A 26,481-nucleotide genomic window follows, 5' to 3' on the forward strand; every position below is an offset into this window, starting at 1 on the left:
TCCTATTTTTGGTGAAAACCACTTATGTCACAACTTGAAGAACTTGAGACTACAGATAGCGGAAGCGTCCGGAAAAAGGACGCATTGAGTTGGCTTGAAAGCCTTGAAAACCCTGAAATCCCCGAAGCGTTGGAGGACCAGCTTATCCAGTCGGTTACTCCGAAGCCTCAGAGCCACAGCGGTTCAGCATTCCCGACACCTATCAGCCAGGTCAGAGTGACCGGCAGACCCGAGTTTGTCGAACAGGTCGCTAAGTTGTTCCAGTGGTTCAACGTCTTCGAGTCCTCAGCAACTCGATTACAGATTAATCTCCAGCAGATAGAAGATCGAGAGACAGAAGAATTTACAGAGAATTACGCATTGTACCTGTCCAGCGCTGTAAGAGGCAAAGAGAAGGTTGTCCAACAGGTCGTGATGGGAGGCAACAGCGAGGAAGATGAGAGGCTGTCTAAGGCCTTGGAAAAAGCTCAGGAAGAAACAGGACTGGTGGAGCAGTGATAGAGAGGTGACAGCGCTAGATCTTGAATATGGAGATATAGCCTTCCAAGTCGAGAAGTGGGAGGATGAACTGGCCGAGGAAACCTGTTCAGCTCTAAGGGATATGGCCGAGGTAGAGGACAAAGATATAGAGGCGGAAGCAGCAGCTTTCACAGGTAAACTCCTGTTCCTGGTCACGGAAGGTGACTGGAAGGATGCGGAGGGAATCGCCTCCGTCCTTGAATCTTTTTTCAGCGAACAAGCGGGTGACGACGTCGAACCTGAAGACTCCGAAGAGGAGACTGAAACCGGTGATGAGGAGCAAGAAGAGGCCTCAGAAGAACAGTCGGACTCCCCAGACGAAGACGAACAAGACGATGAGGACGGTGAAGGGGTGATCATCAAATGACGAATAAAACGATTGAGCGACAGAGCGCAGCAAAGGCCGTAGCCGAGATATTCCACGGTCAAGGCCCCCTCACCGACGAAGAGAAACAGCAGTATAAGGAATTGACTGAGGATGTCGCCAATTTCAACAAGACAGGGAGTTTCAAAGAACTACGTTCGCCGGATCAGGATCAGGAGCCGCAGAAGGTGGAAATAGAGATAGCCACCGACGACGCAGGAAAATCAGAACAAAACAGCGATGAGGACGAGGAGTAGAATCCTCTTCTCCTCTTTTTTCAGGTGATGCCCTTATCGCTACGCTACACGAGGTTACAGCGTCGAACACGGTCAAGGTCACTGACCCGGAAAAGGTCGAAAATCTGCTTACGGACAGACGAAGTCTCTCCTGCAAATTCCATTTAGAAGATAGCAAGCTGTATTTCCACGGTTACGACGGTTTCAGAGTCTACAGAGAAGATAGGGAAGAGGTAGGCCGGTATCACGGAGTGGAAGGCCTTCTCCACGAACTCAAGGATTACTTCGAGGAGGGGGAGGAGTTGATCATCCAAGGAATTGGAAACGAGAAAACTCGGTTCCCTCTTTGTGCCTATCAGTTCAGGGCGACACCCGAGGCCGTCTACTACTCTGACTTGGGTACGGACGAGGAAGAGATCGAGGTGGAAGCTGGGAGTGAGTGAGGTCGATTTTGCTGAGGAGGCCCGCAGGGTCGAAGAGGAAGCTGAAACACATCAGGAGGTAGTGAGCGAACTAATGGGTTCCAGAGAGTATCAGGAGGCGCTCCTGATGCAGGGATGGCACAAGGAAAACTATGGAATCTCTGTGATGAAGGTGTCTTACTGGAAGGAGCAGAGGAAGGAAGCGACCGACACCCATCACTTCGATTATCTTCTCCGGGAGATCATGGAGGCAGAGCTGGTTTTCTGGAAGCACTACCACGATTTTGACTCTGACGAGGCCTTCGTAGAAGCAGTATACGAGGAAGATCTTAGCACTGCCAGTGAGTCCGTTCCGAATATCGTCAAGACGTGGCGGTGGTTGACTGAGGAGATCGACGCGCCTGAAGAACTGGAAAGCCGACAGGAGGGCCTCAATAGTTTCGCAGGATAAGCCTCACCTCTTCTTTTCCATTTTTCCTAATTTAGGTGTTTGCCTAAAGAGTTATTGAGCTGGAGTTCTTTCTGGACAGTGTATGGTGAGTGTTACCTGTAGCAGTTGTAGCGCTGAGGTAGAGGATCCAAGCAGTTACTGCCCGGAGTGCGGAAAACGGCTTGATTACAATTTGTGTCCCAGCTGCGAAGAATTGCTTCCTGAGGATGCGGATTCGTGTCCTGAGTGTGGGTATCAGCTTGTGATCACGGCAGACGATGTGGAGGAAGGGCCTTTCCGAGGCCCTGAAACAGGGGATGTTGTGGAGGCCGTCGAGAGTGTCGACGACGATACTCAGGAGATCATCCGGGAATTGTTAGCCCGTGATCCGGACCTGTTCAGAGCCTACGCTTACCTTCTGCAACTGGAGGAGACAGGGTACGGTATCCCGAAGGACGCGCCGGAGCACCTACACACATTGTACGATCTTGTCGAGGATACGGGTTTGAAGAAATGTGTGGGCCGGGTTACCCGAGAGTTCAACGAGGACGTCGACGACGAAGATGAGGTCAGTGAGAAATGGGTTCAGGACCAGTTGGAGGAACTGGTCGAGTATGGAGTGATTGGCAGATACAATGCGAGGGAGGGAGTGGAGTACGGCGATATCGGCCAGATCCTGACTGATACATTGTCGCCGAGCTCTATCAGCTTGGAGGATGTCGACGAGTGCGTGGCTGAGACCGGGATGCCCCGAGACCTCGTCCTGTACCGTATCTTGAAGGCCTCCATGAGCTATCTCGATTTCTCCGACTACCAGAGGATCGAAGAGGAGAAAGAAGCCGCCGAAGCCTGAGACACGTTTTTAGGAGTTGGGTTAATTTAGGCGATAGCATAAAGTTGGTGCTTGTATTATCGTTATTTCATAGATGAAGCTGAGCCTGCTTTCGGATATCCACGGTAACTTGCCTGCGTTCGAAGCTGTCCTCAGGGATATGCCGGAGGACGTCGAGGAGATAGTCTGCCTGGGGGACGTAGTCGGTTATGGGCCGTGGCCTCGTGAGTGCGTGGAACTGGTGCAGAAGCACTGTTCTATTGTTGTCCAGGGGAACCATGATAGAGAGGCGGTGCAGGATCCGAGTGTCTATAAGAGGAATAGTCAGGCGTATAGAGGCCTTTTGCACGCCGAGGAGGAGTTGATCAACGCAGATCTGGCGTGGTTGGGAAGTCGACCTCAGAAAACGGAGTACAACGAGGACATCTTACTGGTTCACAGTCATCCGGAGAAAGTTGATTACCATGTTTATCCCAGGGATTTTGCCGAGGTTGCACGGTACATCGATGGGTATAGGGCTTGTTTCCTCGGTCACAGCCATATTCAGCATTTTGAGGTGTTGAATGCAAAGCTGATTTTGAATCCGGGTAGTGTCGGCCAGCCTCGAGACGGCGACAGTCGGGCAGGGTATGCGGTTGTTGGTACTGAGTCGTGGGATCTAGATCTGCGCCGTGTCGAGTACGATATCGGAAGGGTGCGGGACAAGGTGGATGAGGTTGGGTTTCCGCCGGAAGTGGGGGAGCGTCTGGAGGAAGGACGATGAAGGGTGAACCTGAAATCCTCCATGAGGTTCCTGTGGATAGGATAGAGTCAAGAGATCTACCGGAGGATGCCCGTAGTTTACTATTGGAGGTAGGTCTTCAGGACTTCTCGCCGCAGAGAACCAGCGAAATGGTTCAGACACTGGAGACATCTGGTTTATCTCCTTCCCGTGTCAAGGCTTTGCGGGTGGAGTCCCGGCTTCTGGGCAGGTTTCCTACTGGTTCGGAGGACGTTTTCAATCGGGCGGCGCAGCTCCAAAGGCAGAAACACGGGGATGAGGGTGTCAAGAAGGGTGTTGAGCCAGAGTACATCATCGTTGCAGCTCCGTTAAAACAAGGTGTCGGAGGGCAAGCGTCTGTTAAGGATACTGTCGAGCAGCTGCGGGCGGTGCAGGAAACAATCGAGGAAGTTGAGGAGCCGGTGGACTTCACGGGTACAGTCCTCCTTGAGAACAGGTCTGACTCCGTCTTTTCCAATGTGGAGGATCTTCACTGTTTCAGAGATGAGGCCTCGGACCAGGGTTTTGATCTTCTGTATTCGTTGAATCTTGCGGTTGAAGGCGGTAGAGAATTGCTGGGAGAGGCGTCCTCTTCGGAGGTTGAACTGATGAGGATGAGCAGGTTGGGGGACTGATTCAGGATGAGTTTGGATCTTGTTGTCCCTGAACTGGTGGAGCAGCTATGGAGTGAGGAAAGTTTTCCAGCTGCGAACAGTCTCCAGGCTATCGCAGCGACCGATACCGAGGAAGGTAGTCGGGCGTGGAACGTGCTTGTAGAGGCCTTGATGGAGGGTGGTCTGGGTCCTTCGTTGAAGAGCAGTCAGGCCCTGGCCTACTACGGAGCGACTGGTGGAGAGGATAGGCTGGATGAGGTTCTACAGGTTTACAGGCGGGCACTCGAGTCCGGGGGCGAGGAGACTCGTTTTGCTGTGGTGGATGGATCGAGGATGATCTTACAGCTCGATCCAGGTGCTACAGAGAAGGTTGTACCTGTCCTGGGCGAGGCCTTAGAACACGGGTTCGGTGAGTTGGTGGAGAAATCGGAGGAAGCGGGTTCTGTAGCAGAGTTATCTCGTAGGGACGTCTGGTCCGATCGTTCGCTGCGGGATGTCTTCAATACCTTAGTGGAGGCAGCTGATCACGACGTCGAGGCCGTGAAGCAGGTTATCGGTGATGAGGAGGTCGCGTTTTTCATCGATGCGTGTTTCGAGGACGGGGCGTAGGATTAGGTATAAAAAAGTCATTTATCCATCTATGGATATATGGTAAAGCAGATTAACTTTCACGTAGACGACGACGTTTTCGATAAAGCTGACCAGGTCAAGGAAGATCAGGATTTGACTTGGCCTGAGTTCTTGGAAAAAGCAGCAGACGAACTAGAGAAGGAATGTGCAGTTTGCGGGTCAGAAGAGAATATTCACAGTCATCATATCGATGGAGATAGGGATAACAATTCGCCTGATAATTTGATTACCCTCTGTGCTTCTTGCCATAGAGAGGTTCACTCAGACTCCCAACTTTCACACTTGAAAGACGACAGAATACACGAGCTCAAGCAAAAGTTGCCATCGGTAGACCCGAAGACTGTAACTTGCGATCACTGTGGATATGAGTGGGAAACAGAATCCGTAGTGGATAGAGTGACATGTCCCAACTGCAGTCGCAAAACCCCGAACACAGCAGAAACACAGGCAGAGGCCTGATAATCAGTGAGTGCTTTTGATGAAGATTCTATTGAAGAGGTCATAGAAGAGGCTGATCCAGAACTGAGGGAGGAAATTGACCAGCATCTTCGAGAGGCCTACGATGAGTTGAGAAAAGCAGGATTCGATCATCAGAGTAGGACGCAGAAGCATCTCAAGGAACTTCAGCGAAAAATCGACGAGAAAAGAGACTACGAGAGTGATGAAGAGTGACTTGTGAGGAATGTAGAAACCAGATCACGGTTCAGCATCCCGGCGATGAGCCTGTTAATGCTTTCCGGGAGTTGATGGAGAAGCTGGCCGATGAGATCGGCAATAGGAAAGAAGCCCGGAGTGTAGTAGATGGACTTGTCGAGGAGGTTTATCACGGCAGTGCTGAAAATCTGGATTTCATCGAAGCCCTCGAGGAAGCAGGTGAGAATACTCAGTGAGCGACGACGATGTACTGAACAAGATTTCTCATCTTCAGGCAGCGATCCGCCAGTTAGCAGACCAAGGAGAGATCAAACCAGAAACTAAGGAAAAGCTATTCGATCATTTAGGTCACAGAGAAGACGGAGAATCAGCGTCGACTGATGAAGGCCTTCTAACCGCTATCACATATCTAAAGGACGGAGCAATAGGGAGGTATCGAAAGGCTCCTAATGTAGTTCTGGAAGACGGGGATGAGTTCGTTTTGAGAAACGGATACGAAGAAAGGATTGAGAGTATAGCATATGATCTGAGGAAAATCGAGGGTAAAGCCAGGAGAGGCAAGAAGGAGAAAGCTCCTCAGACCCGTGAACAAGCTATAGAAGAGGCAGCAGACGAACTTGAAAAGCTCTCAGAACAGCTTTTGAAAGAGGCGAGAACCAGTAGTGAGTGATTCCCGGTTTACTGAGGAATCTCTGTTCACGTATATCGGTGATCCCGAAGATCAGAACATGGTACGGCTGGAGAAGGGTGATGTCGTCCGTTATGAGAAGTATGGGAAGGAGATGGAGGCCTTCTTCGTAGCGGCTGAACCGGATACGAATGCGGTTAAGATCCGGAAGGCTTCGGATACCTTCGATTACATCACGTTAGAGAGTATCAAGGAGAAGGTCGAAGACCCGGAGATCAGTGAAGGCTTCATCGACGAACAAGACCTGGAAGAGGTGAGAATCAGTAGTGGGCGATGAAGAGGTTGGCACTTTTGGTACAGTAACTGTTCTCCTCTTAGTAGGAGCAGCTATTTTCGGCGCAGGATATCTGACAGGAGAACAAGCTGGAAGGGACTCCGTTGATGGGTTCAAGAAGTGCATTCAAGTCGAGAGAAGTGCTGAGCTTGTCCATTTCAGAAACACGGGTCAGGAGACCAGTGTAGAGATTATCCAAGAAGATAGAATAGTTAGAAAAATCGATGATTTTGGCCGGGGAGATCGGCTACAAATTCACCCGTCCCGTACCGTAGAAGTATGTCTTGAAACCTTCTACAACGTCTCTGCTGGCGAGGTACAGGTAGGAACTTGGAAATCAGGGATGAAGAGTGGACTGGAGGTCGAGACCAGAGAGTTTAACGAGAAGATTAGGGCAGAGAACAAGGACTCAGGAGGTGAGAATCAGCACTGACTGACAACGGATACCAGCAAACTCTCGTAGGCGACTCTCCGGTCCTCGACGAGGAACTGATTGTTGAGAAGTATTGGGATGGCGGTCATCGCCAGGTCATCGACGAGCTCCCCGGCGAGGATTCGCATCTAGATCTGCAGGAGACCTCGTCAAAGATCGGTGCGCCAGAGGTCGAGTATCCGAGAAGCAGAGATCATTACGACGTCTCCAAGTTCACCGGTTACTACGACGGGAGAAGCCGGTCGGAGTACAAGGTCTTCGACATCCAGGTCGACCGGGAGGAGCACCCGGAGGACGCGGAGAGGATCGAGGAACTGCTGGAACAGTTCCACACGATACCCGAGCTCGAGGAAGAGATCGGCCAGTACGACAGCTTCCAGGAGCTCGAAGAGAACAGTGACACGGTCAGGGAGTACGAGTCTCTGTACGGCGCACTGAGATCGGCGTGGGACAAAGACAGTTTAGCCAGTTACGCCACAGGAAATCGGAGGCCTCGCATGTTCGAGGTCGACCAGTTCCCACAAGGATTCTACGGCGTACCCCGGTTGTTCCACAGCCATGCCGACCAGCTGATCGGAGACAAACTGCAGGAGGAAGATCTCGGCAGTCACTCCGTGGCCTGGGGCAGTTTCATCGTCGAGCCTGAGGATTTCTCGCAGCTCCACGACGTCTTGGAACCGTTCTACCACACGCCGGGCGACGAGGTGATGTCAAAGTGAGGGAAGAAGTCAGAATTGAGTTCAAGATTATCGAGGGAGACAACACGTCGATTGTAGAACGAGACGAAGAAGTCCATTTCATCTACGTCGAGAACGAGGAGCAGAAGAGGTACGGCCAGTATCTGAGAGATGAGGAAGGCCTCGGTACAACGACTATCAATACGTTTCTACGCGGGATGAAGAGATACAAAGAATGGAGGGACGAGGTGATGTCTCGGTGAGTTTGCGTGAGGCTGTGAGAAGTTATGAGCAGGATCTTGATGAGGTGAGGAAGAAGACGGAGGTATCCGAGGATAAAATCAGTCATTGTAGGGAATGCGGAGAGCCTGTCGAAGACGGTGTTGTACTTATTTCGCCTATTAAGCCGAATTGTGTGACGGTTCAGTGCTTCTCCTGCGGTACCGTGTACGATGAGTGGACCGCGAATATGAACAGAAACGGGGTGAGGCCTCTAAATGACTGAGCCTGAATGTAGGGAAGTTTTCGATGACTTTGATGGCAGGCTGTATCAGCAGTCGCAGCTTGAGGGTATAGCGGTTAGGTGTCCTCACTGTGAGATGCCTACTCAGCTTGTTTCCATTCTTGGTTCAAGGCCTGGAAGATGTTTGAGTTGCGGCCTACCCATCGAGGTCGAGGTGCAGGTGACGTATCCTGAGGGAAAATCGAAAGACGACAGCCTCTAATCTTCTTTTTTCCGGGAGAAGAAGCTGCTCTCTCGTATGTTCACACTCTCGCTATCTTGTCCGAGGTTTTGGTCCTCTGTTTCTTTCCAGTCTAGGTTTTCTTCGAGGCCTTGGTAGGTGACGAAGTGCTTGAAGTGAGGGGTTCCTGTGTATCGGGGGTGGATTCTTTGATCCCAGAGCACGTTGACGTCGTCAGGAAAGCTGTATTCCTCGAGTTTGGAATGAATCTTTTCCGTCGACTGTTTTTCTCCGCTGCACAGGAACAGTAGGACGGATTCAGGGTTTTCGCAGTTTCTGAGCGAGGTAAGTGGGTACGGACTTTTGTTTCGAGGGGTGTCGATGAACAGCTCCGAAACCAGTCCTTTGCCGGCGAAGATTTTGATGTCACCGTGGCCGAGATCGTGGACTGTCATCGGCATCATTGACTCGAAGACATCGGCTATGGCAGCTGAGATGAATCCCTGGAACAGGTAATCTACTTCGACGGGAACTAACAGGTTTACCTCGTCGACGAGCTCGGGTAATTGTGTAAGGCCTTCAGCGAAGAGTATGGAGATTCCTTGGTTGCGGTGGAGAAGTTCTCGGATCTGGTTCTCTGCGTCAGGTTCGGATAGGTCTGCGGATAGGAAGAAGAAGTCGTTTTCCTGGACGTCTTTGAAGCAGGCTGCGAGCTGTGGCTCTGTTCGTGCAGTGTAGCAATTGGCCTTGGTCTCTGTGTCGATGTTCCGGACTGCTTTCACCCCTGTCTCTCCTACTCCGATTACGGAGACACTGGGAGCCCACGAAGGTTTACCCGTCATTTGTAAACGGTTTTCCGGGAGAGGACGAGAACGTATCTTCCGCCTTCATCGGGTTCCTGCCTGTTTTCCGGTGTGTAGGCCTTTCTCTCGATGTCACTGGGTAGTTCGTCGTGGAGTTTCGCTCCTTTCTCCGCCAGGTCTTGGAACTGGCTGTGGGTGAGGACGTAAGGAGTTCCGTCGACGGGCGTGGCTACGAAGAAGAATTTGACCGAGTCCTGCCCTCTTTGTTCGTCTTCATCGAATTGTGCGGTGAGCCAGGTCTCTTCCTCGTCGACGTACCCGTACTTCTCCTCGACGGCAAGTAGTTGTGAGAGTTTTCTGACGTCAGCGACTTCGTCTTCCATACCTACCAGTACGTTTAGGCAGACGCATAAATTCTGAGGTTCCCTCAACAGCGAATCCGGGCCTCTGAAATACAATTAAAAAGACGGCGAGGAAATACTGAAGCAGTGACTGACGAGTTCTCTTTCGATGCGGCAAGAAGGATTCTCGAGTCTGAAGACGTCTACAGCACCAACGATCTTGATGTCAGTGAGCGCCGTTTCTATACAGGTCTTGGCAGTACTCGTTTGGAGATCCAGTATTTCTACGGCGATGAATTGGCGGTAGGTGAGTACCACGAGAAGACTCACGGTAGGGAGTACGTGGTGAAAACCCGTTTCTGTGTTTCAGAGGATCTGGAGGAATGGACGCCGTATCAGTTGAAAACGGAGGACGGCAGTGTGTACGAGATCAGTGAGGATGAAGAATTGCTGGACGCGACTTTTGAGCAGATGAGGGAGTGGGATAACCGTCTTCAGGACGAGTTTCCTTCAGGCATAGTTACCAGGGTTTAGTTTGAGGGTTTGTCTTTGTCTGGTGTCCAGTTGTCGAGTTCTTCGGCGGGTACGGTGTTTCTCACTGAGGTTTCCCAGTGCTGGTCGAGGAGGTCGTAGACCTGTTCAAACTCTTTGTTCAGAAGCAGGTCCTGAATGACCTTGGCCTGGTTGATACCGAGGTACACTGCGAGCTCTTCTCGGATGTTCGCGGTGATGTTGAAGTACGGGGCTGCCCCGGATTCTCCTTTGTCTGTACTGGCGTTCATATCGTCCTCGACTTTTTTCAGACGTTCGATTATGGTGTAGGCCTTGGGAATATCATGGTCGTCGTACAGTTCTTCATTCATGCTTGATTTCGACTTCCGGGTTCGGTTTTGAGTGTGACGGGTTTCCCGCAGTCTGTGCAGAACAGGTCGTGGTCGAACTCTTCCCGGCACCACGGACAGTAAGGCATAGAAGTGTTTTAGGCTTTCTCAGTCTTTATGGTTTTGCATAAATTCGGGGTTTGGGTGTAATCGATTTGATTAAACAGAAAGCTGAAGGGTTCTTTGAGAACTATCGGTAGACAGAGTAAGTGCTTCCCATAGCCCCTTTCTTTTAAAAATGCTAATTCCTCACCAGTCATTATGCCAGCGGTCTACTGCGATTACTGCGATCAAGGATTCGAGCAGAAAACAGCAGCAGCTGAACACGAGGAGAAAGAGCACTCAGATGGCGAAGAAAAACTGCTACACGCCAGAATCCCTGGAGTCGCCGGTCTCTATCACATGTTCTCTTGGATTCGGAAAAGGACTTGAGCAGAGTGTTGGGCTTGTTCTCGGTAGTCTTCCATCTCTTCCTCGGTAATACTGGTTTCTATGGAGTGGGCCTCTGCGTTCGCATCCTGTCGGAAAGAATCCAGTTCGTCGATGAAATCGCTGTCAAGGCCTGAAGACAGATGTTCGAAGTCGCCTAAGTTTTTCTCGAAGTTGCTGATGAGTGTGCTGAAGTTCTGAAACCGTCTGTTGTCCGGGAGGTAGTACAGATCTATCTCTTGTTTCCCGTACTCCTTCCGGAGGATGTCGATGATCAGGTTTTCCAGTAGTTTCCGTGTCAAGACGAGCGTGGCGTCGTTAACCCCGAGGCTGTAGCACTGGTTGATGTCGTCGACGAGATCTGGATAGAATGTACCTGGGACGTTGTTGATGTCGATAAACTGTTCGGAGCGGAATGCGGTGTGGAGAACTTCTGTACCGGGATTCTGGTTTTCCAAGATTTCTAGAGCCGGGTATTTTTCCAGGGTATCCGTGTCGGTGTCGGCCAATGTGTAGATCCGTTTCATGACTCCGACTGCTTTGTCTTCGTCTTCCTCGGCTACTTCTCTGAGAAACTGGGTTGTGTTGGCTTGTTGGTCGTTGTCCCTGTGGTCCCAGCTGGCGTGGAACCGGTCGATATCTTTCAGGGTGTCGTTGACGCCGAACTCTGTAGCAGCCATCACCCAGTCGTTAGTATCTAAGTCTGTACTAACGGCAAACCGGGAGAACTGACCGATAAGAGCCTCCATAGGATTCTGAGACATAAGCGGTTGTAGAGTAGTTGGTAACCTGAAGGCATCGGACCAGTCAGGATTAGGTATAAAAATATTGATGAGTTCTGTTAATGTAGGAAAATGTCAGAAACATCTGAAGCGGTCGAAATGGTTGACCCGGAAAAAATGGAGAAACTGATAGAAGGCCTGCAAAAAGCAGGGTTCAAAAACGCGATGTCGGTCCCAGCAGACACATTCTTAGACATTATGACGCCGAAGAAGCTGGAGTTGATCGACCAGTTGAGAGAGGATAGTTACGAGTCGATCAGGGATCTAGCTGAGAGTGTCGGTAGAGAGTCAAGTGCTGTAAAACGAGATCTTAATGTTCTCAGCAAGTACGGGATTATAGGCTTGGAGCCGCAGGGTAACAGGAAAATCCCGAAGTTGGAAAGCAGCTACCTTGTAGTCCGGCCTATCGAACTCAAGGGTGAAAAACAGCAGTGAGTGAGGCCGATTTAGCTGAAGAGATCTGCGAAGAACTGGGACTGGACTATAACAGGGTTTTCGCTGAACTTGAGGTGAAGGTCAGTACTGCTTTCCTCGAAGCAGTTCACGAAGAAATCGTCGAAAACGAGGACGAGACTCGGGATGTCGGTGAGGCCGTGGACTATGAAGAAGCGTATGATGGTCCTCTCGACTTGATTAGCGGGATGAAGGCGCAGGTTCGAGGTACTGACCTGAACTCGGTTGGTTGGAGCATCTTCGAATCAGAATTTCTGCAGGATCTGGACGCCTTGGAAGAGATGATCGAGGAGCGTGATAGCCAGTGAGTGATGTAACGCTGGATCAGGATAACCTCCTGTGCAAAGAGGAGGTCGTAGAGGCCAAGGAAGATCTGGATGAGGAAAGCACTGAAGTCTTGGAGAAGTACATCAGCAAACTTGCCAGCTACTCTAAGCAGGAAATGTCTGGGAAGCCTCGACTCAGCACGCCTGAGTACTACCAGTTGAGAAAGGAGGTTCTCCCAGAGATGTTCCCTGACAGGGACGTGAGTCTCCAAGATCTCCGCAGGGCCATTCGCGTTCATTTCCACGATGGCCGTGTTCCTGACGAGGCACTCAACAAGGACGCAGGCAGAGGTGAAAACCTGAGAACGGCCCAAGGTTTGGAAGCTAGATCTACAGAGGAAGACGACATTGATCTCGGAGGCCTTCCTGAAGAAGTGCAGGAACAGTTGGAGGACATTGATTTTGAATCGGGTGAGGAGCTGTTGGGACGGTTCCACCTGTACTTGACCAACGAGACCGGATTGTCTCCCGGCGATACCGTTGACTACGTCCGGGAGATGGACTACCAGCTCGGATTAAACCCTGACGACCACCCCTCGAAGCAGTATACTCACGAGGACGAGCTCACTTCCTCCGCCCGAGACCAGTTCAGCAAGTTCCTTGACTCCAGCTACGCAGAAAAAACAGAGAAAGACTCAGAAGAAGGTGTATAGATGCTATGGAATTACCAGGATCAGAAGACAAGACGTATGATGATATCTTAGAGCTCATCGACGAGTGTCGAGAGCAGGACAAACTTCTCAAAATCAAGGTTGACGCCACCAAACACCAAGACGCTGAGTATCAGGACGTCTACGCCACGAAACTGTATGATATTCCTGAGAAAGACGGGGAGATGTTCATGACCTACGCCACAGGGAAAGTATTCAATAAAGAGGGTTTCTGGTCGGAGAAGGCGCTTCACGACATGATGAAGCACCAGTACGAAGCTGAGGTCATCGACATCACCGACATTGAAGACGACGATGTGAAGTCCAGGTTGAAGAGCTGGATGCTGAAGGGAAACCCTCTGCAGGAGGTCCACGTCTTCGTGAAGCACAGGGACGACGGCAGGTATAAAGACGAGTGGCAGTACCAGCGAGGTCCTGACGAGGAGACTATAAGGGAAAACGAAGGTCTTCCAGAGCCAGGTTCAGGTCAAGAACCGGTCTACATCCATCTCGGCTCCTACCGTGAAGTCAGGGAAAACGCTGAAGAACTTGCTGAGGAGCATGACTTCGACTACAGGAAAGAGGCCGAAGGAGCTCGTAAACTTGTAGAGCAGGCAGGCCTTCAGCTTGGCACTCACGGTATTCAGATCCTCAAAGATGAACTGGAAGACGAGGATGCAGAGGGTGATAAGAACTGATTTCTGACGATGAGAAGATCCGGCGTATTGAGAACATAGAAGGCGTCTACTTCAACATTCACGCGAAGAACCGGGCAAAGCATCGTGTCGGACTCAACCCGTGGACGCCGAAAGAGTACGAGGAAAAGATCGTCAAGCAGGAACCCGACTTTTACTGGGATAGTGAGTACGAGAACTACCAGGCTGTTTTCGAGGAAGTGGTGTTCCCGTTTTCCTTGGAACTGCATGATGACCGGCCAGGGCTCTTGGCAAAAGCTGAGTCAGCACTGCCTCCTCAGGACGGTTACCGAGAGGAGAATGACCGTTTCACCTTGTTGAAGAGGGGGAGCGGTTCGAGTGCTCGCAGACCGAGAGATAAGGTCTCGTTGGAAGCAACAGCAGATATTGAACGGGAAAGCGTAGGAGGTGGTAGCTCTTGAAGCGGTTTCTGTTGGTGACGAATGCCGGTGCAAGCGGTTCTACCTGGCATATCTTTAGAAAAGGTGAGGAAGAGTGTATCTGCAGGACCCATTCGCATATCGGTCTGAATCGGAACACGCCGAAGAAGCAGGTGAGAATCCTCAGTGAGTGATTATGACGACCCGGTTGTCGGTGTTTTAGCTGATGTCTTCAGTGAGGCGGATGATGATAGACTGCCTGACGATACCCTGTGGTTCAGTGATGGCTGTACTTTGGCCGATGAACTTTCAGCCAGGATCAGAGATCTCCCGCAATGGAGAGAGACGGACGTAGATCTAGAGGATGTCCTGGACGAATTGGATGTGGAAGTCCCAACCGCCGCATTATTGGTAGAAACAGATAATGATGGTTACCATCTCTTCCATGGTACAAATCAGGCTGATAGTTACTACAGTAAGAAAAAAAGAGTAGCAAGAGATCTTAACAAACCTAATGGATGGATTCCTGATGAATTGAATAGAGATGAGCTTCATCGTTCCGAAGACGTTGAGGAGGCACTTGAAGAAGCCGTACAGCAGGCTCGGCAACAGGAACGCCGCCGCATCCTTGAGAAGATAGACAATCTTAGAGAATCTTATAAAGAGGAGATAGATAGAATTGAAAGGAAGCATCTTCTTTCTGATTCTGAGTTAGATCATAGCGATGCTAATCTTTTGAGAAAGTTTGAAGCAAAAAAGATAGATTCTCTTAGAGAGCTTGAGGAAGAGGTGAAGGCCTCCGATGAGTGATGCAGAAAACAGCTCCAAGTTTACTCAGGAGTCCTTGTTTACGTATATCGGTGATCCGGTAGAGCAGAACATGGTTTTCCTGGAGAAGGGTGATGTCGTCCGTTATGAGAAGTATGGGAAGGAGATGGAGGCCTTCTTCGTAGCCGCTGACCCGGATACGAACGAGGTCAAGATCCGGAAGACCGACGATTTCTATGATTACATCAAGTTAGAGAGTATCAAGGAGAAGGTCGAAGACCCGGACATCCAGGAAGGGTTCATCCCGGAACGAGACCTGGAAAAGAGGCCGGAGTTGAGCGATGAAATCAGTGTAGACTGGTTGGGAGGAGGCCTGGAGATCACTGTCTCGGAGTTCGAGATCCCGGAAGGTACTATCGAAATCTTGGTCGGGTACAACACACCGGTTATCGGGACGAGAAATTACGAGCACCTGCTTTCGGAGGCCCATCTGACACTTGCTGGTCCGAAAACTCTCAACCGGCGGTACAGATACAGCACGAGACTGGCAAACCTGAACGACCTATTGGAGGACAGTAACGAGGCCTACCCGTTGCATCCAGTAGCAGCTGCACGAGGTGACAAGCCAGAGTGAGAAGAAAGAAGACTCCACACGAGGAACGGCTGCAGAAACTGTACGGTTTAACCGATAAAGAAATCAGGGAGATCAGGAAGGCCTCAACAGTTTCGCAGCAGGAGGCGGTGGTTCGTGAGGCCTTGGCAAAAACTATCCATTAAGATCTGGGATTGAGGGTTCTCTATTCCCAGATTTTGAGAAAACGGTTTGGAGAAGGTATAAAAAAGACCATCGATGGTTATTTAGTATTGGTGATACTTTTTCGATGACTCAAAAAGGAGATCGTTGGTCGAAACGCGAAACTCAAAAACTCAAAGACAAATGGCCGGATCACACGGCAGAGGAGATCGCCGGCATGCTTCCTGGGAGGACTGTGGAAGCGGTCGAGTCCAAGGCCCAGCGCTTGAACGAGAAAGGCGAATTACCGGACAAGAACCGCAGCACGTCCTCACGGACCAGTCACTCAACCTCGCAGAAACAGGTCGAAAAAGGAGGCTCGCAGGTCAGGACAGTCTCCGGCGAGATTGAAGAGGTGAAGCGGGACGCTCCAAGGTCGATGGGGGTGTCGAATGCGATAGGCCTGAAGATCAACGGCGAATGGTTCTACGACACTTACAGCCCATCAAGATTTGAGGACACGGGGAAGGGAATCGCTTTCCAGGTCGGCGGCGAACTGTTCACGGTCAAAGGAGCACGTCTTTCTGGGGCTGACTACACTGTTGAGGATTCTGGCAGTGGACAGAACTATAACAGGCTGCAGAGCTACGGCACGATCCAGAAAGGAAACGCGACAGAGATCTCCCAGACCAAGGAAGTCGAGATCAAGAAGAGCCAACTATTCGAGGACTTCCATCAGGCGATGCTGTCTCGAGCTACTGGTAGAAGTGAGAGCTTTGTTCTGGAGGTGTGGGATCACAAGGACTCTGTCAAGGAGAAATGGAAGAGTAGTGGAGAGTACTACTCTGGAAAGGGGCCGGTTGCGACTTTAGGCTATAAAAACCTGTCCTCTGTCTCCCTTAGAGGTCGGAACTACCATTTGTCGAAACAAGATGTGGTCAACGATGTTGTTGATGCAACGTCAAAAACAGAAGATGAAGTTTCAGAGAGAGACATCGAAGTCAATTTTGAAGCCACAAACCACAGCACTCTTCAGGATCTTTGGAATGCCCGGAATGACGTACTTACTGAAGAGGAGCTGAAAAACCCACACGCGTTTGACAATAGCCAGTATGAGCAGATTGAGGTTGAATGGGTTGACGACACGTCGGCAGAGGCCTTCCTTGAGGAAAAGTTTGACTTCTACTGATGCTTTCCAGAGAATCCTCACCACATTTCACTTTCTTCATTTTTATGCATTTTCCTAAACACTATTCTGGTTGCAGTACGTGTATCATTACAGGATGACTGAGGCAGTCGTCAGTGAATCGCGCGGGATAGAAGACCGGAACCGCTGCAGTCTACCTACGCGCCTGGCCGAGGAGTTGGGGAAGGAGCCGGGGAGCCACGTCAAGGTAGAAGGCGAGTTGAAGGCCTACTTCGTCGTCGACGACGTCCACGAAAACAGTTCGGAAGAGGTCAGGGTGGCAGCTGAAGGCCTGGACAGGATCAAGTCCGAATCCGGGGAGCAGGTAGAGATCTCTGCGACGGTTCCGGACTCGAGTTATGCAGAGGCTTGGAAAACAGCTGGTTTCTACGAGTCACTGTTGGAGTCGGAGGGAAGCGAGGTTTTCATCTCTTGTCCTCACGGCGGGGATGCGGAGAAGAACACTGACGTGATGGGTCGCCACCTCTGCCAGATGCTACGGGAAAACAGTGTAGGTGCTTCGGCGTGGCTGTGCCAAGGATTTGATTCAGGATACGACGGTAAGGATTCGTACAGTCGCTGGCATTTGAAGAAGCCGGTGAAGGCCTTCGATGCGTACCCTAAACTGGAAGGTATCAAGGACCGGCGTTTCGATTATGTCGTCGGGTTCCACCTGCAACAGAAGGATAACAGCACGGTGATGGGTTGGTGGTCAGGCCTCAGACAGTCTACGAAGATCTGTGGCAGAATCGATTCAAGAGAAGTTGGGTAGTTATGCGGATGTCGCCTGGAAGTACAGCGAGTTTGCTTTGACCGGGAGAGGAGACAAAAACTCGGTGAATTACTTCACGAAAGACGGTCAGGGCCTTCAGATAGAGATGCCGCCGAAAGTGTGCCGAAACAAGTTCAAAACCGTGCCGAGGGCGGTCAGGAATGTTTTGACGGAGCTTGTTTAGAGAAGGCGATAGTAGAGGTCCTGAGACTGGATCCCGCAGCTGACCTAATCGTTTTTTCTCCGGAGGAAGTCGATATCGTCGACAGTGATCTCTCCACGGCCTCCGATTTCCTCCTTGTCTTCCCAGTTGAAGTTGTCTTCCTGGGCTTGGTATGTGACGATGTATTTGACGTGCGGTGTTCCGATGTACCGGGGCTCGATCCTTTGATCCCAGAGCAGGTCAACACTGTCCGGGAAGCTGTATTCCTCTATCTGGTTCCGGATCTTTCCTTGGTCTTGCTTTTCGCCGCTGCAGGCAAACAGTAGAATACTTTCCGGGTTCTCACAGTCCTTCAGTGTCGACAGGGGGTACGGTTGCTTGTTGTTTGGAGTATCGATGTACAGTTTTCCAACCCGGTTTTCCCCTGCAGTGATTCTCACATCGTTGTGTCCGAGGTCGTGGACGGTCAACGGCATCATGCACTCGAAGAGATCGGCGATGTAGGAGGAGATGATGCTCCGTGGCAGGAACTCGGCTTTGACCGGGATCAACAGGTTCAATTCACTGACCAAGTCCTCCGGTAGGCTGTGGACGCCTTCAGCGAAAAGCACGGAGACACCGGTGCAGTGTTGAAGCAGGGTCTGGACCTGGCTTTCAACTTTTTCTTCGTTGAGGTCGCCGGAGAGGAAGAGGAAGTCGCTTTCCTCGACGTCCTTGAAGCAGGCCTCCAGTTCTGGTGTAGAGTTGACGGTGTAAAGGTTGACGTCGGCTTCGGTGCCGATCATCTCGACGGTTTCCGAGCCTGTTTCTCCGAGGCCGATTACGGTGACGTCTTGCTTCCAGACAGGGCTGTCAGTCATTTCGGGTTCTGTACAGTGCTTTGGCGTGGACGTATGTGCTTTTTTCCTCGGTGGGTTCTGGGCTCTGTGTGAAGGCCTTTCTCTCGACGTCACCGGGTAGTTCTCCGTGGATTTCGACGCCTTTCTCAGCTAAGTCGGTGAATCGCTGGTAGCCGAGGATGTACGGCTCTCCATTTGTAGGAACGGCAGTGAAGAAGTATTTCTCAATGTTTTCCTGTTCCTGCTCTTCCTCGTTGAACCGTGGTATGATCCAGGTGTCCTCCTCGTTGACGTAGCCGTACCGGTCCTCGACGTCCTCGCATAAGGCCTGTGACAATGCTGTTCTGTCACTGACTTCCTCCATAGCACCTCCTTTGTTTTTAGGGAAATGCCTAAATTCTTCTGTATCCTTTCTTCTCCGCACAGCGAGGGGTTAGTTAGAAAAGACTCGAGTGAACGTTGTTACGTAGTGGCTGATAGGTTCTCGTTCGATACGGCAAGAAGTATTCTCGAGTCCGAAGATGTGTACAGCCGTGAGGACTTGGAGGTCAGTGAGCGACGTTTCTATACCGGTGTTGGCAGTACTCGTTTGGAGATCCAGTATTTCTACGACGATAGAATGGCAGTAGGAGAGTACCATGAAGAGGCGTTGGGCCGGGAATATGTGGTGAAGACCCGTTTCTATGTTTCAGAGGATCTGGAAGAGTGGACGCCGTACCAGTTGGAGACTGAGGACGGTAATGTGTCCGAGATCGATGACGATGAGGAGCTTTTGGAGGCTACGTTGGAGCAGATGAGAGAGTGGGATAACCGTCTTCAGGATGAGTTCCCTTCAGGGGCTGTAACTCGGATCTGATTATCCGAAGGACGAAGTCACGCACAGAGATAAATTAGGAGAATAATAGAGCGGTACAGAGAATACAAAAATATAGATGAAAATGGGTCTGAATCTACTTGTAAAAGTCGAGGGAAAGATTGTAGTTTCTCTAGATATAATGTTCGGGTAGATATGCCAGATTACATTGAGGATATGGAGAGGCTCAGGGATACCATTGAGGAAGGCCGTGAAGAGGAGTCAATTGAAAAGGCAGAGGAGATCAAGAAGAAGGTGAAGGAGACGGGAGATCCGGGGAAGATTACTCCGATTATAGAGTTATTGGATGATGTTATTGATCAGGTCCGGCATAATCCGTACTTGGCTAAGTTGAATGTTCAACGGCATTTAGCTACGATCAAATCCAACCTCAATGAGGATGGAGAGATCCAGAATAGATGCGGAGGCGGGGGTGCAAGTGATTTCAAGGTTGAGGGGCCGGTCGGCGGCAGTGATCGGGATACAGTGGAGTTTGAGGAGGGTCGTGATGAGGATATTGAGTTTTTGAAGGATGAGATTGAGCGTCTGCAGAAGGGCTTGGCGGAGCTGGAGAAAGATTTCTACTCCGAGAAGCGGGACTGAGTACGCGAGGTCCTCCCCACAAGGATTTAAAAGTGTAAGATATTATTAATATTATTATGTCTGAAGAGATGGTGAAAAAGAGTGTTGACATCACTCAAGACGACCAAGACTGGCTTGAAGAAAGCCCTATCAACTTTTCAAAATTCTGTAGAAGAAAGCTAGCTGAAAGAAGAGCTGAGGAAATAAATAAAAATACGAAAAAGCGGCTCTACGACCAAATTCAGCAAATGGTTGAAAAAGGCAGTGAGCTTAGGAAGCAGCATACCCAAAAACAAGAAGAACTTGAGGAAAAGTATAACTGCGAGGTAAAGGAGAGAAAAGCTGAGTACTGGATTTTTGAACACAAGGGTTCGGAGTACTACGGTCACTGGATGCCAGGACAAGTGTTCGAAGACACAGGAACAGAAGATATCCCAGAAGAGGCAGAAGAGTTCGGCAACAAGTTGGTTGAAGACTGGTACGACAAAGTGGATGCTTTTGGAGATTTTGTAGGAAATGAGACAGACTTTACTGGTGCAGGTGGAGATGAGTTAGGTCAAAATCTCCAAGGCCAACACTTTCTTTCAGACTTCACTCTCCTGTTGCCGTACGTGCCTACTGACATTAGTTCAATCAGCGTCAAATTCCTGGGCAGAGTTGTCTTCGATGCTGAAGACTTCCACGAAGACGAGATCTTCGATGAAGAAGGTGATATAGAGTGACGTGGACGTGCCAGAAATGCGGGAAGAATCACAGCGACCGGCATGTTGAAGAAGAGCTCAGTAAGGAAGAGATAGACGGCTGGCACTTCCCAAGTATACCAGACTCGGATACTGTTGAAGGCTGGATATGCGACAGATGCGGAAAACGCCACCCGACCCCAGAAAGAGCGCCAGGTGATATGGAGTGAGCAACGGGCAGATAGAGCTTGGAGAAGTATCCTTTAATCCTGCGGAGATTCAGGATTTCAGGCTTTCTGTGGAAGGAACGAGTGATACTGGAAAGACTAATTCGTTAGCCGTTATCCTTGAGGATCTGGCCGAGGTCAGCATACCGACGTTGATTGTGGAGCGTGTCGGCGCTCTCTCCACGGTCAGACACGAGGACGATGATATCGTTGTAGTCGGTGGGAAGGAAGAGGAGGCAGTTGATCTTGTAGTTCCTTTCCAGGAGCTGGACCAGATAGGTAACTGGGTCTTAGATAAGGGGATGAAAGTCCTTCTCGACGTCTCCACCTACTCGGACTACAGTCAAGAGGAAAGCCGGATTCACGAGGCAGCTGGGAAAGCCGTCCGCTCCTTGAATGACCGCGCCCATGAGAAGTACAGGGCAGGGAGCAGGACGAAGTCGCTGCTTGTTATCGATGAGGCCCATTACATGGCTCCGAAGGATAACGCTCCAGAACCGGATCTGGATGACAACGTGAAGATGTGCAGAGGCCAGATCATCAAGGCCTGTACCGAGGGAGGGAACAAAGGAATCTCAACGATTGTCTCCTACCAGAGAAGAGCCTTCCTTCACAACGGTGTTATCTCCCTGTGTAAGGACTGGATTGTCCACGGATTGGCGAACGAAGACGCCCAGAAGGTAGCGAAGAAGCTGAATATCGACAGAGACCTCATCGACCAACTTGGCGTCGGAGAGATCTTGGCTCGTGGAGATAACTTGACCGGTGGAGACTTGGTCGGGCCTACGAAGGTCCGGAAAAGACGCAGTCCTGATCCTCGTGAGGAAGAGTTCGAGATCCCTGAGACCAGTGCAGAGAAGCAGGAGGTTCTCAGTGAGATTCAGGAGTCGATCGAGGAGCGAGTAGAGGAGCGTGAAGAGAAGAAAAGCCGGGTAGAGCAGCTTGAGGAGAAGGTCGAGCAGCTCCAGGATGAGAAGGAGGAGATGCAGGAGGCCTTGGAGAACCGTGAGGAGCTCCGGAAGGCGTTGAAAGGCCTTGACGAACCTGATTCTTCTTCAAGTAGTGATGTAAAAGAGATCTCTGAAAGAGCTGAGGAATTGGAGGAAGAGAACGAGAAGCTCCGTAGGAAGCTCGATGAGAAAGAAGAGAGCTTGGAGATGCTGAAGCATGAGTACGAGAATTTGAAGGAGGAGTACGACGGCTTAGAGGAGAAGTACGAGTCCCGTCTTCAGGGTTTGAACTCGCTGCGTTCTGCGTTCCAGCAGTTGGGTCTTGCCTCTGAGGGTGAAGTCCCTGTGGAAGGCGGCGTTTCTGAGGATGATGTCGAGAATATTGTCGAGGACAAGCTCAGTGATTTCGACGCTGGTTCGACCGGAGGATCTGTTTCCGATATCGAGGATCTCGTGCTTTCAGATTTCCAGGAAGAGGCAGTGAACAGCTTGATGGATGAGGTCGAAGACCTGTCCGAGCGACAGAGGAAGCTGCTGTTGTTCATCGAGGCGAAAGGGAAGACCTTCTCCTCAAAAAAGGAGTGGGCTAATGGAGCTGTCGGCTACACAGATGGTGATGTCTACAGCGATATGAGTGATTTAGAGGATAGAGGCTTCGTCCAGAAGAATGCGGACGGTAGTATCAAACCTGCTACGGAGCAGAAAGTCAGAGACGAGTTGAGTCCTTACGATCCTGAGGACAGCGACGTTGAGGATGTGAAGAAACAGCTTCTGCAGAAAATCAACGGAGGAGGTGAAAATTCGGAGTGAGTCGTTTAGATGAGTTCTATGACTGGCTTGAGGACCAGAGTTACTGGGTGAAGAAGTCCGAGGTCAACGAGAAGTTCCCAGGAATCGAGTTCAAGGAATCGACCGGTGTCACAATGAAGAAAGACGATGAGGGAGACTGGTTGATACCACGTCGAGACCTTCGAGCTTTAGCCAAAGAGGGTGATAAGAACTGATTTCTGACGATGAGAAGATCCGGCGTATAGAGAATATCGAAGGTGTCTATTTCAATATTCACGCGAAGAATAGGGCGGAGCACCGTGTCGGGTTGAATCCGTGGACGCCGAAAGAATACGAGGAAAGGATCGTCGACCAGGAACCTGATTTCTACTGGGATAGTGAGTACGAGAACTACCAGGCTGTTTTCGAGGAAGTGGTGTTCCCGTTCTCCCTAGAGCTGCATGATGATCGGCCAGGGCTCATGGCCCGAGTCGAATCAGCGCTGCCGCCTCAGGACGGTTACCGAGAGGAGAATGACCGTTTCACCTTGTTGAAGAGGGGGGAGCGGTTCGAGTGCTCACAGACCGAGAAACAAGGTCTCGTTGGAAGCAACAGCAGATATCGAAAAGAAAACTGACGGAGGTGAGAGCTCTTGAAGCGGTTTCTGTTGGTGACGAATGCCGGTGCGAGCGGTTCCACCTGGCATATCTTTAGAAAAGGCGAGGAAGAGTGTATCTGTAGGACCCATTCACATATCGGTTTGAACCGGAACACGCCGAAGAAGAAGGTCAACGAGGAAAAGTTGGTGAACCTGCTTCAGAACGATGAAACTCCCGGCCTCGGAAAGTGGGCAGGGAAATGCCGTAGAAGGGCCTTGGAGGAGTTGACCGGGGAGAAACAGTTCTCCTGCAAGGTATGCGGACAAGGTATTTCGAATCGTTCAGGCCTGATCTCACATATCAACGGTAGGCACGGAAAATCGATGGATGTAGCTAAAGAAATAGCGGCGAAAGGTGGTGCCTGAATCGATTCACTTACTGATTTAATACCAGAGAAGCAGTTTGAGAAGTGTTCCTGTGCTGAGAAGGTAGTTGATTCTTCCGGATATGGAGATCTGATAGTCGCATTCTGTTGGGATATGGAGAAAGAACAGGTCTCGTACGTTTACGCCCGCCTCGACAGGTCTGGTATCTTAGCAGGCCTGAAACGCTTCCTTGGATTTGACGCAGTCGACACTGTGGAAGTCACTGAAGAGGACATAGAGGAGTGGAATCGCTATGGAAGCTGGGGAGAGAACCACGATAGGAGAAGCAGGGCCTTGACCCACGCCGAGCGCAGAGCCGAAGAGAAGTACGGCAGGAACTCCCCGATGCACCGGGCGATAGGCAGTTACCTGTTCAAAGATGCCTTCATCAGGGCCGGTAAAATCGACGAGCTAATCGAATCAGGATGCTTGTAGAGGTGATGTCCGAATCGATATCTACGACGCTGACATTGACTGGAAGAAGGATCTCGGCAACGATCCACGCCTCCACCTACAAGCCGAGGACATCCCGACTATAGACGAACTCGAGTACGAAGGTTCCGTGGAAGAAGGCCTGTGGTACGCCGAAAGCGACAACGGCTTCGTCTCATACTTTGCGTGGGACGGAGGACAGCAGGACGGGTATGGAGGCCGTCACTACGAGATCACAACTGTTGATGGCGAGGAAGTGACGTTGAAGGGGCCTTGGAGCAGCCGTGCTGGAGTGATGAACAAGGCTGGTTACGGTCCCTGCATGGATGTCCGATTCAACAGTACGGGTAGCGGTGCGATCACCGTGGATCGTGCGGAGGACGTCGTCGACGAGTATCTGGAAGACGTCGAGCTCGAACGAGTAGAGAAGTTCAGCAACGACGAGCCGTACTGGATACCTCAGAAAGTCGGAGGTGAGGATTTAGATGTTTGAGCATAAGCAGATCTCGAACACACCATTAGATGAGATTGAGGAGACACCTCAGAAATATCCCGAAGTTCCTGAGGAGTGGAGCAAGATCTGTGTTTACTGTGGTATTGGGGAAGTGAATCTGGAGGGCTACGCTAACTGGTACTCCCCGGTTTACAGATGCTGGTTTTGCGGAGAATCAATGACTTATGACCCACGTATGCAGCGTGAGCACTGGAGGCACCAGATTGACCCCTTGATGTTGAACTCTTTAGACCCGGATTTGCCGGTCAAATATCCTGAGAGAGGTGAGAATCAGCAGTCATAGTAGACGGCAGAGAAGTTGACGGCTACTACATCGCAAAGGCCTACGACGGCGCAGACCTGGAAGAGGAAGACATCTTCTACGCTTCCGCCGGCGTTCCAGACTACATCGAAGAACACGAAGCCCGAATCGACGAGGCCCTGGAACAGAACCCGGACAAGATGATCTTCCCGGCCACGCTGAAAGACGCTGGCGAGGCCTTGGATCCAGCCGAAGGAGGAGGTGAGAATCTGTAGTGGGGAAGAACATCATCTCGGAGGGTTCCAGAACTCTGTCTGAGATACAAATTAACCTAACAAATAAAAAAGTATAAGTAGAATTGTTAGAATATGAAGAAGTCTCTGCGGCAGAACCTGAGGGACCTTGACCGGGAGGAATATGAGATTCTTCGGAGGATGTCCAGGCTCTCCAAGAACCTGTACAACGTACATCTCTACGAGGTCAGGCAATACTTCTTCGACAACGGAGAGTATCTGAACTACTACAACACCTACGAGCGGATCAAGAATAACGAGAACTACGAGGAACTGCCTTCTCAGGTTGCTCAGCAGACGATGAAACAGGTAGACAAAGGCTTCAAGTCCTTCTTCAAACTAGTAGAGAAAACGCGGGAAGGAAAATACAACGAAGAAGTCAACATCCCCGGATATCTTGAGAAAGACGACTTCTACCTACTTGATTTTCCGAGTCAGGCGTTCCAGATGAAAGAGGATTATATCCGGGTTGGTGTACCGAAGCAGTTCAGGGAAGAATACGGATTCGACCGGAAAGAAGTTCGTATACCGTTCACATATGATGAGGTCCGGGAGAAGGAGATTAAGCGGTTGCAGATCCTGCCGCAGTCCGACGCGGAGTATTTCGAGTACCGAGTCGTCTATGAGCAGGAAGTTGAGGAAGTAGAGACCGAGGAAGGTACGTTCCTGTCTTTGGATCTTGGTGTGGATAACTTGGCAGCGTGTGTTGACCATTCTGGACGCTCATTCATCTTGGATGGGCGAGAGCTCAAATCACTTAACAGATGGTACAACAAACGCAAGGCCAAGCTCCAGAGTATCAAGGACAAGCAGGGTATCGATGGAGAAACTCAGCGGATGCAGCGACTACGGAGAAAACGAGAGAACAAGGTTCACGACTACCTCAACAAAGCCGTTCGTGGCTTGGTTGATTACTGTGTTGAGCACCGGATTGAGAAAGTGATTGTCGGGGACGGCAAGGGTTGGAAACAGGACGTAGATCTCGGAGACCAGACGAACCAGAATTTTGTCTCTATCCCGCATGACAAGTTCAAGCAAAAGCTCAAACACAAACTGGAAGAGAATGGAATTGAGTTCGAGCTACAGAACGAGGCTCACACCAGTAAATGCAGTTTCCTCGACGATGAAGCTGTAGAGCACCACGAGAAGTACGTTGGTAGTCGTGTGGAACGCGGTCTTTTCAAGGCGAGTGATGGCACCGAGGTCAATGCTGATGTGAATGCTGCTGCGAATATCGCTAAAAAGCACATAGGTAAGCCAAATTCAGAGCTTTTCAGCTCTGAGGATGGTGTAGAGAGCGTTGTGGACACACCGAAACGGATAAGGAAACCTGACTTCACTCAGGTTAAGATGGCAGTATGACCTACCGTTAATTCAGACTCCGTTGAAGCCCCTTCCTCGTCCTAAGGACAAGGTAGGGGTAGTTCACGGTGATTCCTCTATCGTAGTAGGAGAAAAACTGCAGTACGACGACGTCGACGAAATGCGTGAAATCGGTGA

At 50.6% G+C, this 26,481-nt stretch carries 47 protein-coding genes; 39 read left to right on the forward strand and 8 right to left on the reverse strand.

Annotation, left to right across the window (positions count from 1 at the left end; all coding sequences use genetic code 11):
• Positions 1-24 precede the first annotated feature (24 nt).
• From AM590_RS00305 to AM590_RS20230, 15 genes are all read left to right on the forward strand, one after another.
• Complete coding sequence (locus AM590_RS00305; protein WP_216635659.1) at positions 25-498, forward strand: hypothetical protein; 474 nt, start codon at positions 25-27, stop codon at positions 496-498.
• Positions 499-505: 7 nt separating this feature from the next.
• A complete protein-coding gene (locus AM590_RS00310) occupies positions 506-886 on the forward strand; it encodes a hypothetical protein (protein WP_058825700.1) in 381 nt (126 codons plus the stop codon).
• Positions 883-1,140: a hypothetical protein gene (locus AM590_RS00315; protein WP_058825701.1), complete on the forward strand. Its 258-nt coding sequence runs from the start codon at positions 883-885 to the stop codon at positions 1,138-1,140. The genes AM590_RS00310 and AM590_RS00315 overlap by 4 nt, the downstream gene beginning before the upstream one ends.
• Before the next feature lie 230 nt (positions 1,141-1,370).
• Positions 1,371-1,562, forward strand: coding sequence for a hypothetical protein (locus AM590_RS00320; RefSeq protein ID WP_058825702.1), 192 nt, complete (start codon positions 1,371-1,373; stop codon positions 1,560-1,562).
• On the forward strand, positions 1,555-1,992 hold the full coding sequence (locus tag AM590_RS00325) for a hypothetical protein (RefSeq protein ID WP_058825703.1): 438 nt from the start codon (positions 1,555-1,557) through the stop codon (positions 1,990-1,992). Before AM590_RS00320 ends, AM590_RS00325 begins: the two co-directional genes overlap by 8 nt.
• Before the next feature lie 82 nt (positions 1,993-2,074).
• Complete coding sequence (locus AM590_RS00330; RefSeq protein WP_082677616.1) at positions 2,075-2,824, forward strand: zinc ribbon domain-containing protein; 750 nt, start codon at positions 2,075-2,077, stop codon at positions 2,822-2,824.
• 73 nt (positions 2,825-2,897) lie between these two features.
• The gene (locus AM590_RS00335; RefSeq protein ID WP_058825705.1) at positions 2,898-3,566 is read left to right on the forward strand and encodes a metallophosphoesterase; all 669 of its coding nucleotides are present in this window, start codon (positions 2,898-2,900) and stop codon (positions 3,564-3,566) included.
• Entirely contained in the window at positions 3,563-4,198 is a 636-nt protein-coding gene (locus AM590_RS00340; RefSeq protein WP_157575372.1) for a hypothetical protein, read from the forward strand. Before AM590_RS00335 ends, AM590_RS00340 begins: the two co-directional genes overlap by 4 nt.
• A gap of 6 nt (positions 4,199-4,204) precedes the next feature.
• Entirely contained in the window at positions 4,205-4,786 is a 582-nt protein-coding gene (locus AM590_RS00345; protein ID WP_058825707.1) for a hypothetical protein, read from the forward strand.
• A 39-nt stretch (positions 4,787-4,825) separates the two neighbouring features.
• Complete coding sequence (locus tag AM590_RS20210; RefSeq protein WP_157575373.1) at positions 4,826-5,266, forward strand: HNH endonuclease signature motif containing protein; 441 nt, start codon at positions 4,826-4,828, stop codon at positions 5,264-5,266.
• 6 nt (positions 5,267-5,272) lie between these two features.
• Complete coding sequence (locus tag AM590_RS20215) at positions 5,273-5,479, forward strand: hypothetical protein (protein WP_157575374.1); 207 nt, start codon at positions 5,273-5,275, stop codon at positions 5,477-5,479.
• Positions 5,476-5,697 (forward strand): hypothetical protein, encoded by a 222-nt coding sequence (locus tag AM590_RS20220; protein WP_157575375.1) that lies wholly within the window; start codon positions 5,476-5,478, stop codon positions 5,695-5,697. The genes AM590_RS20215 and AM590_RS20220 overlap by 4 nt, the downstream gene beginning before the upstream one ends.
• On the forward strand, positions 5,694-6,131 hold the full coding sequence (locus AM590_RS20225; RefSeq protein ID WP_157575376.1) for a hypothetical protein: 438 nt from the start codon (positions 5,694-5,696) through the stop codon (positions 6,129-6,131). Before AM590_RS20220 ends, AM590_RS20225 begins: the two co-directional genes overlap by 4 nt.
• Positions 6,124-6,426 carry a hypothetical protein gene (locus tag AM590_RS00350; RefSeq protein WP_058825708.1) on the forward strand — a complete coding sequence of 101 codons (303 nt, stop codon included), beginning with the start codon at positions 6,124-6,126 and terminating at the stop codon, positions 6,424-6,426. Before AM590_RS20225 ends, AM590_RS00350 begins: the two co-directional genes overlap by 8 nt.
• Positions 6,416-6,856: a hypothetical protein gene (locus tag AM590_RS20230; protein WP_157575377.1), complete on the forward strand. Its 441-nt coding sequence runs from the start codon at positions 6,416-6,418 to the stop codon at positions 6,854-6,856. Before AM590_RS00350 ends, AM590_RS20230 begins: the two co-directional genes overlap by 11 nt.
• Here the strand turns inward: AM590_RS20230 and AM590_RS20235 are convergent.
• Both AM590_RS20235 and AM590_RS00355 read right to left on the reverse strand, forming a co-directional pair.
• Positions 6,847-6,984 carry a hypothetical protein gene (locus tag AM590_RS20235; protein WP_157575378.1) on the reverse strand — a complete coding sequence of 46 codons (138 nt, stop codon included), beginning with the start codon at positions 6,982-6,984 and terminating at the stop codon, positions 6,847-6,849. The two genes, AM590_RS20230 and AM590_RS20235, sit on opposite strands and share 10 nt — an antisense overlap.
• 21 nt (positions 6,985-7,005) lie before the next feature.
• Positions 7,006-7,188, reverse strand: a complete 183-nt coding sequence (locus tag AM590_RS00355; RefSeq protein ID WP_058825709.1) for a hypothetical protein — start codon at positions 7,186-7,188, stop codon at positions 7,006-7,008.
• 165 nt (positions 7,189-7,353) lie between these two features.
• On the opposite strand from AM590_RS00355, the gene AM590_RS00360 reads away from it, so the two are divergent.
• From AM590_RS00360 to AM590_RS20245, 4 genes are read left to right on the forward strand one after another with little or no spacing between them, the layout of a single operon-like run.
• Complete coding sequence (locus AM590_RS00360) at positions 7,354-7,575, forward strand: hypothetical protein (RefSeq protein WP_058825710.1); 222 nt, start codon at positions 7,354-7,356, stop codon at positions 7,573-7,575.
• Positions 7,572-7,796, forward strand: coding sequence for a hypothetical protein (locus AM590_RS00365; protein ID WP_058825711.1), 225 nt, complete (start codon positions 7,572-7,574; stop codon positions 7,794-7,796). The genes AM590_RS00360 and AM590_RS00365 overlap by 4 nt, the downstream gene beginning before the upstream one ends.
• Positions 7,793-8,038, forward strand: coding sequence for a hypothetical protein (locus AM590_RS20240; protein WP_157575379.1), 246 nt, complete (start codon positions 7,793-7,795; stop codon positions 8,036-8,038). Before AM590_RS00365 ends, AM590_RS20240 begins: the two co-directional genes overlap by 4 nt.
• On the forward strand, positions 8,031-8,258 hold the full coding sequence (locus tag AM590_RS20245) for a hypothetical protein (RefSeq protein WP_157575380.1): 228 nt from the start codon (positions 8,031-8,033) through the stop codon (positions 8,256-8,258). The genes AM590_RS20240 and AM590_RS20245 overlap by 8 nt, the downstream gene beginning before the upstream one ends.
• Here AM590_RS20245 and AM590_RS00370 read toward each other — a convergent pair.
• Together AM590_RS00370 and AM590_RS00375 are read right to left on the reverse strand one after the other, a co-directional pair.
• On the reverse strand, positions 8,255-9,058 hold the full coding sequence (locus tag AM590_RS00370; protein WP_157575381.1) for a hypothetical protein: 804 nt from the start codon (positions 9,056-9,058) through the stop codon (positions 8,255-8,257). The genes AM590_RS20245 and AM590_RS00370 overlap by 4 nt on opposite strands.
• A complete protein-coding gene (locus AM590_RS00375) occupies positions 9,055-9,402 on the reverse strand; it encodes a hypothetical protein (RefSeq protein ID WP_058825713.1) in 348 nt (115 codons plus the stop codon). The genes AM590_RS00370 and AM590_RS00375 overlap by 4 nt, the downstream gene beginning before the upstream one ends.
• A 105-nt stretch (positions 9,403-9,507) precedes the next feature.
• On the opposite strand from AM590_RS00375, the gene AM590_RS00380 reads away from it, so the two are divergent.
• The gene (locus AM590_RS00380) at positions 9,508-9,894 is read left to right on the forward strand and encodes a hypothetical protein (RefSeq protein WP_058825714.1); all 387 of its coding nucleotides are present in this window, start codon (positions 9,508-9,510) and stop codon (positions 9,892-9,894) included.
• On the opposite strand, the gene AM590_RS00385 is transcribed toward AM590_RS00380, so the two are convergent.
• On the reverse strand, positions 9,891-10,223 hold the full coding sequence (locus AM590_RS00385) for a hypothetical protein (RefSeq protein ID WP_058825715.1): 333 nt from the start codon (positions 10,221-10,223) through the stop codon (positions 9,891-9,893). The two genes, AM590_RS00380 and AM590_RS00385, sit on opposite strands and share 4 nt — an antisense overlap.
• A gap of 416 nt (positions 10,224-10,639) precedes the next feature.
• Positions 10,640-11,419 (reverse strand): hypothetical protein, encoded by a 780-nt coding sequence (locus AM590_RS00390; RefSeq protein WP_058825716.1) that lies wholly within the window; start codon positions 11,417-11,419, stop codon positions 10,640-10,642.
• Between the two features lie 105 nt (positions 11,420-11,524).
• On the opposite strand from AM590_RS00390, the gene AM590_RS00395 reads away from it, so the two are divergent.
• The 8 genes from AM590_RS00395 (at position 11,525) to AM590_RS00430 (ending at position 17,415) form a co-directional block, all read left to right on the forward strand.
• Entirely contained in the window at positions 11,525-11,887 is a 363-nt protein-coding gene (locus tag AM590_RS00395) for a hypothetical protein (protein WP_157575382.1), read from the forward strand.
• A complete protein-coding gene (locus AM590_RS00400; protein WP_058825718.1) occupies positions 11,884-12,213 on the forward strand; it encodes a hypothetical protein in 330 nt (109 codons plus the stop codon). Before AM590_RS00395 ends, AM590_RS00400 begins: the two co-directional genes overlap by 4 nt.
• Positions 12,210-12,884: a hypothetical protein gene (locus AM590_RS00405; protein WP_058825719.1), complete on the forward strand. Its 675-nt coding sequence runs from the start codon at positions 12,210-12,212 to the stop codon at positions 12,882-12,884. Before AM590_RS00400 ends, AM590_RS00405 begins: the two co-directional genes overlap by 4 nt.
• Before the next feature lie 5 nt (positions 12,885-12,889).
• Positions 12,890-13,579 (forward strand): hypothetical protein, encoded by a 690-nt coding sequence (locus AM590_RS00410; protein WP_058825720.1) that lies wholly within the window; start codon positions 12,890-12,892, stop codon positions 13,577-13,579.
• A gap of 563 nt (positions 13,580-14,142) precedes the next feature.
• Positions 14,143-14,766 carry a hypothetical protein gene (locus AM590_RS20250; RefSeq protein WP_157575383.1) on the forward strand — a complete coding sequence of 208 codons (624 nt, stop codon included), beginning with the start codon at positions 14,143-14,145 and terminating at the stop codon, positions 14,764-14,766.
• Positions 14,759-15,358 carry a hypothetical protein gene (locus AM590_RS00420; protein WP_058825722.1) on the forward strand — a complete coding sequence of 200 codons (600 nt, stop codon included), beginning with the start codon at positions 14,759-14,761 and terminating at the stop codon, positions 15,356-15,358. The genes AM590_RS20250 and AM590_RS00420 overlap by 8 nt, the downstream gene beginning before the upstream one ends.
• A gap of 247 nt (positions 15,359-15,605) precedes the next feature.
• The gene (locus tag AM590_RS00425; protein ID WP_058825723.1) at positions 15,606-16,646 is read left to right on the forward strand and encodes a hypothetical protein; all 1,041 of its coding nucleotides are present in this window, start codon (positions 15,606-15,608) and stop codon (positions 16,644-16,646) included.
• Positions 16,647-16,740: 94 nt separating this feature from the next.
• Positions 16,741-17,415, forward strand: coding sequence for a hypothetical protein (locus tag AM590_RS00430; protein WP_157575384.1), 675 nt, complete (start codon positions 16,741-16,743; stop codon positions 17,413-17,415).
• A gap of 228 nt (positions 17,416-17,643) precedes the next feature.
• Here the strand turns inward: AM590_RS00430 and AM590_RS00435 are convergent, their stop codons facing one another.
• Together AM590_RS00435 and AM590_RS00440 are read right to left on the reverse strand one after the other, a co-directional pair.
• Positions 17,644-18,438 carry a hypothetical protein gene (locus tag AM590_RS00435; protein ID WP_058825725.1) on the reverse strand — a complete coding sequence of 265 codons (795 nt, stop codon included), beginning with the start codon at positions 18,436-18,438 and terminating at the stop codon, positions 17,644-17,646.
• Complete coding sequence (locus AM590_RS00440; RefSeq protein ID WP_058825726.1) at positions 18,431-18,781, reverse strand: hypothetical protein; 351 nt, start codon at positions 18,779-18,781, stop codon at positions 18,431-18,433. The genes AM590_RS00435 and AM590_RS00440 overlap by 8 nt, the downstream gene beginning before the upstream one ends.
• 105 nt (positions 18,782-18,886) lie before the next feature.
• Here AM590_RS00440 and AM590_RS00445 point away from each other — a divergent pair, with 105 nt between their 5' ends.
• From AM590_RS00445 to AM590_RS00485, 11 genes are all read left to right on the forward strand, one after another.
• On the forward strand, positions 18,887-19,273 hold the full coding sequence (locus tag AM590_RS00445; RefSeq protein ID WP_058825727.1) for a hypothetical protein: 387 nt from the start codon (positions 18,887-18,889) through the stop codon (positions 19,271-19,273).
• A 153-nt stretch (positions 19,274-19,426) separates the two neighbouring features.
• Positions 19,427-19,873 carry a hypothetical protein gene (locus tag AM590_RS00450; protein ID WP_058825728.1) on the forward strand — a complete coding sequence of 149 codons (447 nt, stop codon included), beginning with the start codon at positions 19,427-19,429 and terminating at the stop codon, positions 19,871-19,873.
• 56 nt (positions 19,874-19,929) lie between these two features.
• On the forward strand, positions 19,930-20,574 hold the full coding sequence (locus AM590_RS00455) for a hypothetical protein (protein ID WP_058825729.1): 645 nt from the start codon (positions 19,930-19,932) through the stop codon (positions 20,572-20,574).
• Between the two features lie 184 nt (positions 20,575-20,758).
• On the forward strand, positions 20,759-22,519 hold the full coding sequence (locus tag AM590_RS00460; protein WP_157575385.1) for a hypothetical protein: 1,761 nt from the start codon (positions 20,759-20,761) through the stop codon (positions 22,517-22,519).
• Positions 22,520-22,566: 47 nt separating this feature from the next.
• A complete protein-coding gene (locus AM590_RS00465) occupies positions 22,567-22,713 on the forward strand; it encodes a hypothetical protein (RefSeq protein WP_172795727.1) in 147 nt (48 codons plus the stop codon).
• Positions 22,714-22,805: 92 nt separating this feature from the next.
• On the forward strand, positions 22,806-23,114 hold the full coding sequence (locus AM590_RS00470; RefSeq protein ID WP_058825732.1) for a hypothetical protein: 309 nt from the start codon (positions 22,806-22,808) through the stop codon (positions 23,112-23,114).
• A 123-nt stretch (positions 23,115-23,237) separates the two neighbouring features.
• Positions 23,238-23,501 carry a hypothetical protein gene (locus AM590_RS20255; protein WP_157575386.1) on the forward strand — a complete coding sequence of 88 codons (264 nt, stop codon included), beginning with the start codon at positions 23,238-23,240 and terminating at the stop codon, positions 23,499-23,501.
• Between the two features lie 114 nt (positions 23,502-23,615).
• A complete protein-coding gene (locus AM590_RS00475) occupies positions 23,616-23,936 on the forward strand; it encodes a hypothetical protein (protein WP_058825733.1) in 321 nt (106 codons plus the stop codon).
• 127 nt (positions 23,937-24,063) lie between these two features.
• Entirely contained in the window at positions 24,064-24,426 is a 363-nt protein-coding gene (locus AM590_RS00480; protein ID WP_058825734.1) for a hypothetical protein, read from the forward strand.
• The gene (locus tag AM590_RS20260) at positions 24,419-24,730 is read left to right on the forward strand and encodes a hypothetical protein (RefSeq protein WP_157575387.1); all 312 of its coding nucleotides are present in this window, start codon (positions 24,419-24,421) and stop codon (positions 24,728-24,730) included. Before AM590_RS00480 ends, AM590_RS20260 begins: the two co-directional genes overlap by 8 nt.
• Before the next feature lie 326 nt (positions 24,731-25,056).
• The gene (locus AM590_RS00485) at positions 25,057-26,343 is read left to right on the forward strand and encodes an RNA-guided endonuclease TnpB family protein (protein WP_058825735.1); all 1,287 of its coding nucleotides are present in this window, start codon (positions 25,057-25,059) and stop codon (positions 26,341-26,343) included.
• Positions 26,344-26,481: the final 138 nt, after the last annotated feature.

Origin of the sequence: Haloferax sp. Q22 (genome assembly GCF_001482285.1) — an archaeon.
Taxonomy (GTDB): Archaea; Halobacteriota; Halobacteria; order Halobacteriales; family Haloferacaceae; genus Haloferax.